The following is a 14,219-nucleotide window of genomic DNA, read 5'->3' as shown; positions in this document are numbered from 1 at the left end:
GTGAGGGGGTGATCTTTCCCGACAAAAAAGATTTCGTCCTCCCCGACGGTGCATCGATGGCCTATGTCGACCGGGGCAGCGGCCCGGCCGTGCTGCTGGTCCACGGTGTCTGCATGACGAGTGCGTTCTTCGCCCACAACATCGATGCGCTGTCGCAGAGTCATCGAGTCATCGCGGTGGACCTGCGCTCGCACGGTGATTCGCCGACATCGGCCACCGGCAACACCGTCGCGCAGTATGCCCGCGATCTGCACGACCTCATGGTCGGCCTGGACCTGCAGGACGTGACGGGCGTGGGCTGGTCGATGGGCTCGTTCGTCTTGTGGGACCACCTGCGCCAGTTCAGCACCGACCGGTGCAGCCGACTGGCCGTCGTCTCCCAGGGGCCGGCCGATCTGACCCGCCCCGACTGGCCGCACGGGATCGCCGACCCGGATGTGCTGAGCGAGTACGTCGACGCCATGCAGTCGGACTTCGCCGGCTTCTTCGCCGAGTTCGTCCCCGAGATGTTCAAGGACCCGGTGCCCGAGGAGGACGCCGCGCTGCTCGTGGGAGAGATCACCAAGATCGAACCCAACCCGGGCACGGTGATCCTGGCCGACCAGACGCTGCGCGACTTCCGCGGTTTCTTGCAGGGGAACGACGTGCCCCACCTTCTCCTCTGGGGTGCGGACGAGAAGGTGGTCAAGCTGGCCTCGGCGGACTGGCTCAAGGAGGCCTTGACCGACGCCGAACTGCACGTCTTCGCCGACAGCGGGCACTGCCCGATGTGGGAGGAACCCGACCGGTTCAACACACTGCTGACCGACTGGATCAGCCGGCGTTCTCCATCTCGCGCTTGATCTCCAGCGCGATGTCGATCAACTGATCCTCCTGGCCGCCGATCAGCTTGCGCTGCCCTGCCCGGTGCAGCAGCTGATGCGCGGGCACGCCGTAGCGTTCGGACTGGCGGATGGCGTGCTTGAGGAAGCTGGAGTACACCCCCGAGTAGCCCATGATCAGCGCGTTGCGATCCAGCAGGCACTCCTGCGGCATCGCCGGGGCGACAACCTCCTCGGCGGCGTCGGCGATATCGAAGAAGTCGATACCGGTCTTGACACCGATCTTGTCGAACACCCCGATCAACGCCTCCACCGGCGCGTTACCGGCCCCGGCGCCGAACCGCCGGCACGAGCCGTCGATCTGCTTGGCCCCGGCCCGGACCGCCTCGATCGAGTTCGCGACACCCAGCCCGAGGTTCTCGTGCCCGTGGAAACCCACCTGCGCATCGTCACCGAGTTCGGCCACCAGGGCACTGACCCGATCGGAGACCTGGTCGAGCACCAGCGCACCGGCCGAGTCGACGACATACACACACTGGCAACCGGCGTCAGCCATGATGCGGGCCTGGGCAGCCAGCTTCTCCGGCGAGATGGTGTGGCTCATCATCAAAAAGCCCACGGTCTCCAGCCCGAGTTCACGGGCCAGCCCGAAATGCTGAATGGAGACATCAGCCTCGGTGCAGTGCGTGGCGATGCGGCAGATCTCCCCGCCGTTGTTCTGCGCCTCCTTGATGTCCTCCTTGGTACCCACACCGGGCAGCATCAGGAAGGCGATCTTGGCTTCCTTGGCGGTCTCGGCCGCCAGCTTGATCAGTTCCTGCTCAGGAGTTTTGGAGAAGCCGTAGTTGAACGACGAGCCACCCAGACCGTCACCGTGGGTGACCTCGATGACCGGCACACCGGCGGTGTCCAGCGCGGCCACGATGGACTGCACCTCGTCCTTGCTGAACTGATGACGCTTGTGGTGGGACCCGTCGCGCAGCGACGTGTCGGTCATCCGGATGTCCCACACCGGGTTGAAGAAAATCTCGCCTACGGCGCCGATGCGCGATCCGCTTCGCTGCTCGCTGCTGCTCATGCCTGTGCTCCCGCTCCCGCACCCACGCGTTCCTTGGCGATCTCCTCGCCGACCTTCGTCGCTGCCGCGGTCATGATGTCCAGATTCCCCGCGTACGGCGGCAGATAGTCTCCGGCACCCTCGACCTCGACGAACGTGGTCACCACGTGCTGTCCGCCGTTGACCACCGACGGCTCATCGAACTGCGGCTCATTGAGCAACCGGTAACCGGGCACATAGGTCTGCACCTCGGCGACGACCTCCTTGATCGACGCGGTGATCGCCGCGTGATCGGCATCCTCGGGAATCGCACAGAAGATGGTGTCGCGCATGATCATCGGCGGCTCGGCCGGATTCAGGATGATGATCGCCTTACCCCGAGCAGCCCCACCGATGTCCCGCACACCGGCACTGGTGGTCTTGGTGAATTCGTCGATATTGGCCCGCGTGCCCGGACCCGCCGACGCCGAGGACACCGACGCCACGATCTCGGCATACGGCACATCCACGACACGACTGACCGCATAAACCATCGGAATGGTCGCCTGCCCACCGCAGGTCACCATGTTCACGTTCGGCGCATCCAGATGCGCATGCAGATTCGCCGGCGGGATCACCCCCGGCCCGACCGCGGCCGGGGTCAGATCGATGGCGGTGATACCGGCGTCCGCGTACCGCGGGGCGGCATCACGATGCACATACGCCGACGTCGCCTCGAACACCACATCGGGCTTCTCGGACTGATTCAGCAGCCAATCCACCCCCTCATGGGAGGTCTCCAACCCCAGCTTGCGGGCTCGCGCCAACCCCTCGGACTCCGGATCGATACCGATCATCCACCGCGGCTCCAACCACTCCGAGCGCAGCAGCTTGTACAGCAGGTCGGTGCTGATATTGCCCGACCCCACAATGGCTACCGATAGTTTTTCGGCCATAAAGGGCTCCTACTCGAAAGAGAGACGGACTGAACCTAGCCCGTCGAATTCAGCTACGAAATCGTCACCCGGAGTGGCATCTATCGCACGCATGCAGGCACCGGGCAACACAATGTCCCCGGCCCGCAGACGCACCCCGAACTGATCGACCTTGCGCGCCAACCACGCCACCGAGGTCACCGGGTTACCCAACACCGCATCACTGCGACCCTCGGCCACCACCTCACCATTGCGCTTCAGGGTCGCATTGATGTTCTTGATATCAATATCCTTGGGCGACACCCGTTCCGGCCCCAACACCCAACCCGCCGAAGACGCATTGTCGGCGATCGTGTCGCACAACTTGATCTTCCAGTCGGTGATCCGGGTATCGATCAACTCGATCGACGGCGCATACGCCGCCGTCGCCGCCAACACGTCGTCCTCGGTGCAACCCGCACCCGGCAGGTCGTCGGCCAGGATGAAACCCACCTCGACCTCCACCCGCGGATACAGGAACCGCCCCGCCTCCACCCGCTTGTCCTCATACACCTGCATATCGGCCAACAGATGCCCGTAATCGGGCTCGTCGACGCCCATCATCTTCTGCATCGCCTCACTGGAGAGCCCCACCTTGTGGCCCACCACCCGGGCGCCCTCGGCCACCCGCTGCCGAATGTTGATCAACTGGATCTCGTAGGCATCCACCACGTCGATATCGGGATACCGATCCGTCAACGGCGTGGTCGCCACCTTGCTGCGCTCCGCCTGAGCCAGATCGGCCGCAAGCTCATCGCGGACCTCGATACTAAGCATCGTGGTGAATTCCCCTCATAATCCTATTAGGCCCTCGACCGGCACAGTTACGGGCCTGTTGTCGAAAGGCACTGCAATTCTATAACGTGTTCTACATGACTGGACAGGTGTATGACGTCGTCGTGGTCGGCAGTGGTGCCGCCGGCATGGTTGCCGCCCTCACCGCTGCTCACCAGGGACTCTCGACAGTAGTCGTTGAGAAGGCCGCACACTATGGCGGTTCGACGGCCCGATCGGGCGGTGGCGTGTGGATTCCGAACAATGAGGTGCTCCAGCGCGACGGCGTCAAGGACAGCGCCGCCGAGGCCCGCAAGTACCTGCACGCGATCATCGGCGACGTCGTGCCGGCCGAGAAGATCGACACCTACCTGGACCGCGGTCCGGAGATGCTGTCCTTCGTGTTGAAGAACTCGCCGCTGAAGCTGTGCTGGGTGCCCGGCTACTCCGATTACTACCCGGAGACCCCCGGTGGCAAGGCCACCGGCCGGTCGGTGGAACCCAAGCCGTTCAACGCCAAGAAGCTCGGCCCCGACGAGAAGGGCCTGGAGCCGCCGTACGGAAAGGTACCGCTCAACATGGTGGTGCTGCAGCAGGACTATGTCCGGCTCAATCAGCTCAAGCGGCATCCGCGCGGTGTGCTGCGCAGCCTCAAGGTGGGCGTGCGCTCGGTGTGGGCCAACGCGACCGGAAAAAATCTGGTCGGCATGGGCCGCGCGCTCATCGCGCCGCTGCGCATCGGGCTGCAGAAGGCCAATGTGCCGGTGCTGCTGAACACCGCGCTGACCGATCTGTTCATCGAGGACGGTGTGGTGCGCGGTATCTACGTGCGGACCGCGGGTTCTCCGGAATCCGCTGAGCCGCAACTGATCCGGGCTCGCAAGGGCGTCATCCTGGGCTCCGGCGGCTTCGAGCATAACCAGGAGATGCGCACCAAGTACCAGCGTCAGCCGATCACGACTGAGTGGACCGTGGGCGCGGCGGCCAACACCGGCGACGGGATCCTGGCCGCCGAGAAGCTGGGCGCCGCACTGGAGATCATGGAGGATTCCTGGTGGGGGCCGACGGTCCCGCTGGTCGATGCCCCGTGGTTCGCGCTGTCCGAGCGCAACTCGCCCGGGTCGATCATCGTCAACCTCAACGGCAAACGCTTCATGAACGAATCGATGCCGTACGTCGAGGCGTGCCATCACATGTACGGCGGCGAATACGGCCAGGGCTCCGGGCCCGGTGAGAACGTGCCGGCCTGGCTGATCTTCGACCAGCAGTATCGCGACCGCTACATCTTCGCGGGATTGCAGCCCGGACAACGTATCCCGAAGAAGTGGCTGGAAACCGGCGTTGTCGTCAAGGCGGAGAGCCTGTCCGAACTCGCCGAGAAGACCGGACTGGCATCGGATGCGTTGAACGTCACCATCGAGCGGTTCAACGGTTTCGCCCGCTCGGGTGTGGACGAGGACTTCCACCGCGGCGAGAGTGCGTACGACCGCTACTACGGCGATCCCACCAACAAGCCGAACCCGAACCTGGGCGAGATCAAGAACGGCCCTTTCTACGCCGCCAAGATGGTGCCCGGCGATCTGGGCACCAAGGGCGGTATCCGTACCGATGTGCACGGTCGGGCGCTGCGTGACGACGACTCCGTCATCGAGGGGCTCTGGGCCGCAGGTAATGTCAGCTCACCGGTGATGGGTCACACCTACCCCGGCCCGGGCGGCACCATCGGTCCCGCCATGACCTTCGGATACCTCGCGGCCCTCGATATTGCCGGAAAGGCCTGACATGCCCATCGATGTCGAGAAGGCGCTCGCCGCCGACCTGGAGCCCATCGAGTTCTCTTGGACCAGTAGCGATATCCAGCTTTATCACCTGGGCCTGGGAGCCGGCGCGGATCCGATGGACGAGCGCGAACTGCGCTACCTCACCGACAACACCCCGCAGGTACTGCCGACCTTCGGCAATGTCGCGGTCAGCTTCCACATGACCGAGGCGCCGACGGTGCAGTTCCCCGGTATCGACATCGAGCTGTCCAAGGTGCTGCACGCCAGCGAGGGCGTCACCGTGCCCGGCCCCATCCCCACCATCGGCAAGGGTTTCTCCAAGCAGCGGTTCACCGAGATCTGGGACAAGGGCAAGGCCGCCGTCATCGTCAGCGAGTCCACCGTGACCGACGAATCGGGCACGGTGCTGTGGACGACCAAGCGCTCCATCTTCGCCCGCGGCGAGGGCGGCTTCGGCGGCGAGCGGGGGCCGTCCACCGCAGTGGAACTGCCCGACCGGGCCCCCGACGCCGAGCTCGCGCTGCCAACCCTGCCCCAGCAGGCACTGCTGTACCGGCTCTGCGGTGACCGCAACCCGCTGCACTCCGATCCGGGCTTCGCCAAGGCCGCCGGCTTCGACCGGCCGATCCTGCACGGACTGTGCACCTACGGCATCGGCGCCAAGGCGATCGTCGATCAGTTCCTCGACGGTGACGTCGCCCAGGTCGACACCTATGGCGCGCGGTTCGCCGGCACCGTCATCCCGGGTGAGACGCTGCAGGCAAACATCTGGCGCCAGGACGGCAAGTTCATCGGGACACTGACCGCACCGAGCCGCGACAACACCGTGGTGCTCTCCGGTATCGAGCTGATCCCACGCTGATCGAGTCGTCGCGCGCCCGTCGGCCCGAATCCGGTGCAGTTGCAAAAGGGCGGTCAGGGACTGCGGCGTACGCGCTCTCAGCGGACGAGAATCCCGCGACATTGGTGCCGTCGACACCACTGCGTCACCTTCAGCGCCGATTCCCTCCAGGTATGGCGCTGCGAATTCGCAAGTCCTTTGCGTTGCAACTCATCACAGAGGCCAGGTTCGGCGTCGAGCCTGTCTAGTTGTGCGATCAGCAGGTCGGGGTCACCTACGTCGAAGTACAGCCCTCCGTCGCGGCAGATCTCAGGCAGCGCAGCCGAATCCGAACACACGACAGGGCAACCGAGCGCCTGCGCCTCCAGCGTCGCCAGACCAAGCGTCTCATAGTCCGATGGCACGATCACTGCCCGCGCATGCCTATACAGCCAGGCCAACTCGGCATCGGTCAGTGATCGCGGTACGGCGACGCAGTCGCACAACACATCCACGGTGCCGCGTTCGCAGCTCTTCTCGGGCAGGCCGACGACCACCACCCTGCGGCCGGATTCGGTGACCGCCCGAGCGATCGCAAGCACACTTGTGTGCTGCGCGGACCAACCGATGATCAGGAACTCTTTCCCTGTCCATGCCACGGGCGGGGGCGTCGGATTCACCCCCGTCAGCATGTCCGCCGCACCTTGTGCCACGACGAAGCGGTCGACGTCGACACGTAGGACATCGGATAGTTCGTGCGCGGTGAACATTGCTGTCGTGGCCAGCCCGTCAGCCGCCCTGCCGAGCCACCACAGGGCAAGATAGCGGAGACGAACTTTCTTTCCCCGCAACGCCGCGGGCCGCCGGAACAGCGCGGCATCATGGATGGTCACCAGTTGTCTGCGCTTGAGCAGGGGCGCCGTCCCGGCGAAGTTCAACAGCTGCTGTCCGGCGGTCACCCACGGCAGATAGATCTGTTCGAAGACCCTGCCGGCGAATCTCGTCGACCGAACTTGGATGTGCGGGCCGCAAAGCCAGGTCGGCAAGGCTCCGGTGACACCCGCCGGCACGTGAACGATGACTTCCCAGCTGTTCAAGGCTGCGATGGCTTTGACCATCTCGGCGGCATATCGCGACTCCTGCCGCGGCTCGCCCGCCAGCCATGCACCGTTGACGTGCAGGCAATCGCGCGACGGATGGTCGTCGGCCGGACGCTGCCACAGGCACAGTCTCGAAAAGATCGTGGCCAGAGCGATATACACGCCTTCGACTATCTGGCACCGTCACGTTGCCGGTACATAGACCGAATGGTTCGAATCTCAGCTCGATCCGGACTGGTTCTCTGCCAGGGCAACGTCGTATCGCATGGTATGAGCAAGGGCTACCGCCTGCGCACGTGAACTCACGCCGAACTTGGTCAGCAGGCTGTGGACGTGATTCTTGACCGTGTGTACGGCGATCGAGAGCTGAGCTGCGATATCCCGATTGGACAGCCCCTGGGTGAGCATGCCCAGGATCTGATCCTCCCGAGCGGTGAGGACCAGACCTTTCGGTGCAGGCCCCTGCTGGGCAGCTAACGCCGACAATCTCCGCATCAGTATCGCGGAGACTCGCGGTGAGCAAACCGATTCGCCGGCAGCGACCTTGCCGACCAACTCGAGCAGATCATCCAACGATTCTGTCCGCGTGTGGTAGCCGGCGACGCCGGCCTCCGCACACGCAATGACACCTGACTCGTCGTCGTCAGGAACGCCCAGCACGACGACCCGCAACTTCGGATTCGTTGCCAGTGCCACACCGATCAGCGCCGCACTGCCGGCAGTTGCGATGTTGACCAGCGCAATGTCGACCGCACCCGCGCGGATGGCTGCCACCACCGTCGTCGCGTCCCAGGCGATCCCCACAACCTCGATATTGCTGCTGGTCAGGGCGTCGGCCAAGCTGTCGCGGTAAAGAATGCAGTCGTCGACGATCAGAACCCGTACGTCGCCACGAGAAATGGGAACCTCGGCGTCCATCATGGCTACCGCAACGGCCGTCGAGGATCTCCCGTTCGGCGCCCCCGAGATCGACCCTCCTGTGCCATGTACCGACTGGCCGGCCGGTCCGCCATACGCGGGCTCCCATGACCGCGCCACTGACCCATAAGCCTTCACATCACTCCCCCGGGATCGATTCGCACCTGTTGATCAAGGTGCCCACCCGCCCAACCCGACCCGCCGGAGCGGACGTTGCTGAGCAAAAAATACGCGGGTAGGCAGATTTGGCTAATTTCCCTCCTCCGCTGAAGCAGATCCTTCCAGAGAACCCACTTCGGGCGATGACGCTTGATCCGTTGTGATCATATCCGCCAGACCAGGGTACGTAGTCGTAAGTTGGCAAAAATATTAATTTACGCCAATCGTAGCCCGCAACCTTTTCAGTCACCGAGCGTTGAGTTCTAGCGAATTTTCGAGCATTCATCCGACGCATCCTGGATCGAGTCCGAAGATCTGGCATGTCGACCGAAGGATTTAGACGGCCTGTCGACCGAAGGATTGAGACGAGTTGACGGTTGCGTGGCGGACAGAACCAGCCGGCACGCCGCGTGGTCACGTGAACGCGGCACCACGACATGAGCCGCGATACCGCGTGGTTACCGGCGACATGCGGGGGTATGGGTGCCGGCCATCGATGCGCGGCACCCATACCCGACCCGCCTGGTCTGCAAGTCGAATGCGGACAGCCGGGAGCTAAGCGCCCCCGCCGCTGTCCCCGCCGGACGAGCCGTCGGACCCATTTCCGGCACCGGAATCGCCGTCACCAGAGCCTCCGGAGCCCGACGTGCCCTCCGATGCGCCACCAGCGACGCCACCATCACCGTTCGGCGGATCATCGTCCGAGGGATGTGCCGATTGCGCCTCCGGCGCCCGTGGGGAGCCGGACGGGGATGAATTACCCACGTTGTGCTGCGGTACCGACTCGTCGGACTCGAACTGTTCTCTTACGATCTTCGCGTCTTCGGACGTGTGCTGGGCCGGCTCCGCCGAGGTCGTCGACACGTGCACATGTTCGACCGGCGGCTGCGGCGGCGGCGGAGCGACGTCCACACTGACTGGTGCCGCGATCGGGGCTGGGGCGAACTCGAACTGCGCCATCATTGTCATCGGGGCCGGCGCAGGCAGAGGTGCAGGCGGCGGTGGGGCCGCCGTCGTGAACGTGGACACGATGACGCCGGCCAGCTCATCGAACCGAACGGCAACCGTCATCAGCGCTTCTGCCGCTGTCGGCACCGACTCCGCAGCCACGATCGATGTCGTGACACCCTCATCGGCCGTCGGCGTACGTACCGTGAACGCCACGTGCTCGCTCACTTTGACCACCTGAACCTGATCCCCGGCTCCCGGCACAGTCGCCACGTCAACCTTGTCCAGCTGAGTCTTGATGTCACCCACGCCGGACGTCCCGTAGAACACCGAGTCCAGCACGACGTTCAAACCGACGAGGTCAGGATGCTGAAGTAATTGGACGAGGACCGAATCCGGCAGCTCCAGCAGCGCCTCGATCTTCGCCCCCAGCTCAGCCGCGTCCAACTCGTCCATCTGAGCGTGGAGAATTCTCAGTAGTGCTTCCAGTTTTGACCGAATCGGTATCACACTCACGTCGATCACCGCACTGGCATAACGGATCTGGGGCTTTCCCGCCACCGAGATCACATTGGCATCGACATCGACGTTGTTGCGAGACAGAGCAATAGGAGGCAATCCGGCTTGGCGGCCGGGTTCATCCTGGTTGATCGACAACGCACCGGGGAGCGACACCTCAGGCAACGGGACGTAGGTTGTCGACTCGATTGCGGATGGGAACAGCGCCCAGGATGAGACGACGACTCCCGAAACCACAAGCACAGCAATGATTTCCCTACCATTCTCATGGTAGTTGTGGTCCCGCCGCGGCAACGCCGTCATGGGTGGCCCATCTATCTGCTCGACCGAAGGAGACTCCTTGTGCGCGCGAGCCGAAAAATTCGAAGTCATCTGAACATCACCCACCCCGGGCCCATAAGCGCCATCCGAAGCGCTGCCAAGTTTTAGGGTAAGACTTTGCTGTTTCGCATGTCAATGGCACCTGTGGCTGATCAGCAGGCAATGCCGATCTCGGCCGGACGAACCACACGTGGCCGCTCCGGCGCAGACCTGCTCGAGTATGGACCCACGAGCGCAGATGCCTCAGTAACCGCTGGTTCTCCTTTATAGGTTGTCTTTTCGCCACCGTCTCGGTGTACGGCGATGTACTTGCCGGCATCAGAACGGCGCCGACGCGGACCGGGTTCATGCAAGACTGCTCAGCCATCCGATCCACGGGGGCGCACTGTCCGGCGATCTGCACACCGTTGCTGAAATCGCACGTCGACGTCAATGGGGACAGGCCCACAGCACAGGGTACGGGCCCCTCCCAGGACTGGTTCCGATCTGAATCATTCGGACCACAACGCTTAGGTACATCGATGCGGGCGGTAGTCCAGGACCATTCGTCCGCCGCCGGTGAAGAGTTTGCCAGATACGAGCTTTTCGGTCCCGCAACCTCTCCTAAATGCCCAAACCCACGCGATTGCACCGACAATCGTTTGCCAAGCGTCGCGAAGGCTCTGCGGCTCAGAAGCCTGTTTCTCTTTGCTGGAAGTCGGTACCCTGAATCTCGACAGGCCGGAAGAACCGACCGAAGACACCATGCGACATCGGGGGGCGGGGTGTGCAGCACATGCTGAGCGGGGTAGTTGACCATGGTCGACGTCGTTGATTCGTACGAGCTGACCCCCCTGCAACAGGGGATGCTGTTCCATGCGATGAGCGCGCCCGGCTCCGGGGTCGACATCGAGCAGATCACCTTCGAGCTGGACGAGCAACTCGATGAGGAGTTGTTCGTAAAAGCCATGTCTGACGTGATGGCGCGCTATCCGGTGATGCGTACACGACTGCGATGGAGCGATCTTGGGGAGCCACGGCAGGAAGTGTTGGCGCGACCGGAGATGCCCACCCTGATCGCCGACTGGACCGCCGTTCCTCTGGAGGTCGCGCAACAGCGTTTCGATGCGTATGTCCGTGCCGATCGCCGCCGCGACTTCGACCTGTCGTTCGCGCCGATGATGCGTCTGTTCATTGCCCGGTTCCCCGGCGAAAAGACGCGGGCGCTCTATACCTTTCATCATGCAATCGGCGACGGACGCTCGTTCATCGCGCTGCGTGAATGGCTCATGTTCTATGACGCTGCCCGCAATGGCGAGGTCCTCTCGCTACCACCGGTGCGCCCGTTCCGTGACTACGTCACATGGCTGGGCTCGCAGGATTCCACTGCGGCAGAACAATTCTGGCAATCACGGTTGGGTGACTTCGCAGCACCGACGCTTTTTGGGGTCGATGCACCGAACCGGCGTGGCGTGAGTGTGAGGTCCGACGCGATCGAGCGTCGCCTCTCGTGGTCTTGTTCGGAGGCCATTCGTAACGCGGCCGAACGGGCCGGCGTGACGGTGAACACGATGGTGCAAGCCGCGTGGGCGGTGTTGTTGTACCGGTACAGCGGTGAGTCCGACGTGGTGTTCGGCACCACCCGCGTCGGTCGCAACGGATTGGATGGGGCCGAGCGAATCGTCGGCCCACTTTTCAATACGTTGCCGATGCGGGCAGAGGTGGATGATGGCGCCGAGGTCATGCCCTGGTTGCAGTCGTTACGTGCCCAGCAACTCGGTGTGCGGCCGTTCGAGTACGCGCCGCTGGCAACAGTCCACGCCTGCAGCGGTGTCGCTCGTGGCGGCAAACTGTTCGAAAGCATCGTGATCTATGACCACAAGACCCTCGACGCACTTCTGCAGAGTCCGGGCCGGCGGTTTCGCTACGTCGGACTGACGAACTTCCCGCTGGCATTGCGGGCGTGGGGCGATGCCGGTGGTGGCGAGATGATGTTCCGGCTGGAGTATTCGACGCAGCGTTTCTCCGATGTGGTGATCACGCGGATGCTCGGTCATCTGATGAACCTGTTGACCGGATTGGCTGATCCGCACTGCACCCACATCAGCGACCTGAACCCGCTCACCGGCACCGAACGTGTGGAGTTGGTGGGTGTGGAACCGATTCCGACGATCCCGACCCGGGATGAGACATTGCATGCCGGGTTCGCCCGCCAAGCCACCGCGACCCCAGCGGCGATCGCTATCAGCGCCGAGACCTCCTCCGGGCGATTGGAATTGAGCTACGCCGAACTCGATACCCGCGCCGAAGCGGTCGCCGCACACCTACGCGCGCTGGGCATCGGCGCCGGAGACGTGGTCGGACTACGCCTACACCGCGGCCCCGACGTCGTCATCGCCATCCTGGCCATCCTCAAAGCCGGTGCCGCCTACCTACCCATGGACCCGCTCTACCCCACCGACCGCATCGCCTTCATGCTCACCGACGCCGCCGTGCACGTGGTACTGACCCAACACGCCTTCGTCGACGAACTGCACCCGCTACCCGTGCACACCGTATGCCTGGACCAACCACTACAAGACCAACCACCACCGCCGATCACCACACCCACCCCACCACCGGCCGAAGCCACCAGCACCGACCTGGCCTACGTCATGTACACCTCCGGATCCACCGGAAAACCCAAAGGCGTACGCGTCACCCACCACAACGTGCTGCGCCTGTTCGCCGCCACCATCCCACACTTCGGCTTCAACTCCGAAGACGTCTGGACCCTCTGGCACTCCTACTCGTTCGACATCTCGGTCTCCGAACTATGGGGCGCTCTGCTGACCGGCGCCCGCCTGGTCATCGTCACCCAGGACACCAGCCGCGACCCAGCCGCCTTCCGCGCTCTGGTCGAACGCGAACACGTCACCGTCATGAGCCAAACCCCCACCGGATTCCAAGCATTCATCGACGTCGACCACACCGCAGACCCAGCCCACTTCGCCCTGCGATACATCCTGCTCTGCGGCGAAGCCCTACACCTGCAATCCCTGCAACCCTGGTTCGACCGCTACGGCGACCACACCCCACAGATCATCAACATGTACGGCCCCACCGAGGCCACCCTCTACGTCACACACCAACACATCACCCAAGCCCACCTCGACGCAGGCCTCGGCAGCATCATCGGCACACCCCTGCCCGACATCCGGATCTACCTACTCGACCCCCGCGGCGAACCCATACCCACCGGCGTGGCCGGCGAACTCTGCATCGCCGGCGCCGGAGTAGCCGCCGGCTACCTCAACCGCCCCGACCTCAACGCCGAACGGTTCCTACCCGACCCCTTCCACGGCGCACCCATGTACCGCACCGGCGACCTGGCCCGCCGCCTCGAAAGCGGCGAACTCGAATACCTCGGCCGCATGGACCAACAAGTCAAGGTCCGCGGCTTCCGCATCGAACTCGGCGAAATCGAAACCACCATCGCCACACACCCCGACGTCCACCAAGTCGCCGTCATCGACCACGAAAACACCCCCGGCGACAAAGAACTCATCGCCTACCTCGTCGCCCCCAACGCGGCACCCACCCTCCTCACCGACCTACGCCAAACACTGCGCGAACACCTCCCCGAATACATGGTCCCCGCCCACTTCCACCACCTCGACCAACTCCCGCTGACCACCAGCGGAAAACTCGACCGCAAAGCACTACCCACCCCCACCCGCCAACGCACCCACACCACCACCGCCTACACCGCACCACGCGACCCCGCAGAACAAACCATCGCCGACATCTGGAAAGCCGTACTCCGCATCGACAAAGTCGGCCTCGACGACCACTTCTTCGAACTCGGCGGGCATTCGCTGCTTCTGGTGCGCGCACACACCCAACTCGCCCACCATTTCCGGACCGACCTGTCGGTGGTGGCGCTGTTGCAGTACCCCACCGTGCGCACCCTCGCCAACCACCTCAGCGGCCATAAACAGAGCGCCACCAGCGAGGCCACCATGACACGCGCCCGAAAACAACGCGAAGCCCTTGCACACCGACGCAACCTAGCCGGAAGACGCTGACA

The 14,219-nt window shown here is 63.8% G+C and carries 10 protein-coding genes; 4 read left to right on the top strand and 6 right to left on the bottom strand.

All coding sequences use genetic code 11. The features are described from left to right. The first annotated feature begins 8 nt into the window (after positions 1 to 8). Positions 9 to 842: an alpha/beta fold hydrolase gene (locus tag ACLBYA_RS13840; RefSeq protein WP_447709991.1), complete on the top strand. Its 834-nt coding sequence runs from the start codon at positions 9 to 11 to the stop codon at positions 840 to 842. Here ACLBYA_RS13840 and dmpG read toward each other — a convergent pair. From dmpG to ACLBYA_RS13825, 3 genes are all read right to left on the bottom strand, one after another. Continuing rightward, on the bottom strand, positions 814 to 1,818 hold the full coding sequence (dmpG, locus tag ACLBYA_RS13835) for a 4-hydroxy-2-oxovalerate aldolase (RefSeq protein WP_447710159.1): 1,005 nt from the start codon (positions 1,816 to 1,818) through the stop codon (positions 814 to 816). The two genes, ACLBYA_RS13840 and dmpG, sit on opposite strands and share 29 nt — an antisense overlap. A gap of 77 nt (positions 1,819 to 1,895) precedes the next feature. Then, positions 1,896 to 2,813 carry an acetaldehyde dehydrogenase (acetylating) gene (locus ACLBYA_RS13830; RefSeq protein WP_447709990.1) on the bottom strand — a complete coding sequence of 306 codons (918 nt, stop codon included), beginning with the start codon at positions 2,811 to 2,813 and terminating at the stop codon, positions 1,896 to 1,898. Positions 2,814 to 2,822: 9 nt separating this feature from the next. After that, a complete protein-coding gene (locus tag ACLBYA_RS13825) occupies positions 2,823 to 3,608 on the bottom strand; it encodes a 2-keto-4-pentenoate hydratase (protein WP_447709989.1) in 786 nt (261 codons plus the stop codon). Between the two features lie 95 nt (positions 3,609 to 3,703). On the opposite strand from ACLBYA_RS13825, the gene kstD reads away from it, so the two are divergent. Beyond that, positions 3,704 to 5,386 carry a 3-oxosteroid 1-dehydrogenase gene (kstD, locus tag ACLBYA_RS13820; RefSeq protein WP_447709988.1) on the top strand — a complete coding sequence of 561 codons (1,683 nt, stop codon included), beginning with the start codon at positions 3,704 to 3,706 and terminating at the stop codon, positions 5,384 to 5,386. Position 5,387: 1 nt separating this feature from the next. Further along, entirely contained in the window at positions 5,388 to 6,248 is an 861-nt protein-coding gene (locus ACLBYA_RS13815; RefSeq protein ID WP_447709987.1) for a MaoC/PaaZ C-terminal domain-containing protein, read from the top strand. 77 nt (positions 6,249 to 6,325) lie between these two features. Here ACLBYA_RS13815 and ACLBYA_RS13810 read toward each other — a convergent pair whose 3' ends face one another. The 3 genes from ACLBYA_RS13810 to ACLBYA_RS13800 all read right to left on the bottom strand — a co-directional run bounded on the left by ACLBYA_RS13810 (position 6,326) and on the right by ACLBYA_RS13800 (position 10,153). Continuing rightward, positions 6,326 to 7,468, bottom strand: a complete 1,143-nt coding sequence (locus ACLBYA_RS13810; RefSeq protein ID WP_447709986.1) for a glycosyltransferase — start codon at positions 7,466 to 7,468, stop codon at positions 6,326 to 6,328. A gap of 57 nt (positions 7,469 to 7,525) precedes the next feature. Beyond that, entirely contained in the window at positions 7,526 to 8,224 is a 699-nt protein-coding gene (locus tag ACLBYA_RS13805) for a response regulator transcription factor (protein WP_447709985.1), read from the bottom strand. Positions 8,225 to 8,938: 714 nt separating this feature from the next. After that, complete coding sequence (locus ACLBYA_RS13800) at positions 8,939 to 10,153, bottom strand: hypothetical protein (protein ID WP_447709984.1); 1,215 nt, start codon at positions 10,151 to 10,153, stop codon at positions 8,939 to 8,941. 815 nt (positions 10,154 to 10,968) lie between these two features. On the opposite strand from ACLBYA_RS13800, the gene ACLBYA_RS13795 reads away from it, so the two are divergent. Continuing rightward, positions 10,969 to 14,217 carry a non-ribosomal peptide synthetase gene (locus ACLBYA_RS13795; protein WP_447709983.1) on the top strand — a complete coding sequence of 1,083 codons (3,249 nt, stop codon included), beginning with the start codon at positions 10,969 to 10,971 and terminating at the stop codon, positions 14,215 to 14,217. The last annotated feature ends 2 nt before the right edge of the window (positions 14,218 to 14,219 follow it).

It is taken from the genome of Mycobacterium sp. C31M (genome assembly GCF_053345865.1).
The sequence above is the reverse complement of the archived record's forward strand: the minus strand, read 5'-3'. Positions and strand labels throughout refer to the sequence as shown.

What these genes read in the sequence shown, in the direction of transcription:
- dmpG (WP_447710159.1), bottom strand. Translation starts at nt 1,818, where the DNA reads ATGACCGACACGTCGCTGCGCGACGGGTCCCACCACAAGCGTCATCAG.
- ACLBYA_RS13830 (WP_447709990.1), bottom strand. Translation starts at nt 2,813, where the DNA reads ATGGCCGAAAAACTATCGGTAGCCATTGTGGGGTCGGGCAATATCAGC.
- ACLBYA_RS13825 (WP_447709989.1), bottom strand. Translation starts at nt 3,608, where the DNA reads ATGCTTAGTATCGAGGTCCGCGATGAGCTTGCGGCCGATCTGGCTCAG.
- kstD (WP_447709988.1), top strand. Translation starts at nt 3,704, where the DNA reads ATGACTGGACAGGTGTATGACGTCGTCGTGGTCGGCAGTGGTGCCGCC.
- ACLBYA_RS13815 (WP_447709987.1), top strand. Translation starts at nt 5,388, where the DNA reads ATGCCCATCGATGTCGAGAAGGCGCTCGCCGCCGACCTGGAGCCCATC.
- ACLBYA_RS13805 (WP_447709985.1), bottom strand. Translation starts at nt 8,224, where the DNA reads ATGGACGCCGAGGTTCCCATTTCTCGTGGCGACGTACGGGTTCTGATC.
- ACLBYA_RS13800 (WP_447709984.1), bottom strand. Translation starts at nt 10,153, where the DNA reads ATGACGGCGTTGCCGCGGCGGGACCACAACTACCATGAGAATGGTAGG.
- ACLBYA_RS13795 (WP_447709983.1), top strand. Translation starts at nt 10,969, where the DNA reads ATGGTCGACGTCGTTGATTCGTACGAGCTGACCCCCCTGCAACAGGGG.